The organism is Sphingomonas larreae (assembly GCF_051400595.1).
Taxonomy (GTDB): Bacteria; Pseudomonadota; Alphaproteobacteria; order Sphingomonadales; family Sphingomonadaceae; genus Sphingomonas.
The window spans coordinates 1-708 of sequence record NZ_JBLFFI010000021.1 but is presented as its reverse complement, the minus strand read 5'-3'; the positions used below and the strand labels follow the sequence as shown (position 1 = coordinate 708).

Genomic DNA, 708 nt, shown 5'->3' with positions numbered 1-708 from the left:
ACGACGGTGGATGGTGCGATCGTCGCAGGCGTGGACGAGGAGGGGCGCACCGTGCCGCTCGACATTATCCCGTCCGTGATGGCCGGACGTGTCGAGGTCATCAAGACCGTGACGCCGGAGAACGATGCCAACGCGATCGGCGGCATCATCAACATCGAGACGCGTAGCGCCTTCACGGCCAAGCGGCCTTTTTTCAACGGATTGGCGTCCTACGGCGTCTACGAGCAGCATGGCGACGTGCGGAACGACCGCCCCTCGCTGCGTCTCGCCTTCGCGACCGGCCGCACCTTCGGCGCCTCCGACGAGTGGGGCGTCGTTGTGGGGGCAAGCTACGAGCAGCTCGACTACGACATACCGCAGGTCGAGGTGGCGTCGCCGTCGGTACGCGAGTACACGGCGGCAGGTGCCCCGGTGGACTCAGGCAGCTCGCGAGGCAACGGGATCCAGGTGCCCACGCAGCTGCGCCTCTTCTGGTACAACAACAGCAAGAAGCGGTACGGCGCCAACGCCAAACTCGAGTACCGCGTCGCCGACGCCTTCCACTGGGAGCTGAGCGGCATCTACGCCAAGACCCAGGACGACGAGGAGCGCATTGAGTTCCGCACCGAACCGCTCGGCAACGTCTCCGGCCAGACGCCCACCAGCGGCAGCTTCGCGCGCGGTCGCAACATCATCCAGCTCAATCAGCCGATCACCAATCGCGAGATC

At 65.7% G+C, this 708-nt stretch carries 1 protein-coding gene; it reads left to right on the top strand.

The annotated features are described in order from the left end of the window. Positions 1-30: 30 nt before the first annotated feature. A partial coding sequence (locus tag ACMGDM_RS20630) for a TonB-dependent receptor (RefSeq protein WP_436806017.1) occupies positions 31-708 on the top strand: 678 nt, incomplete at its 3' end.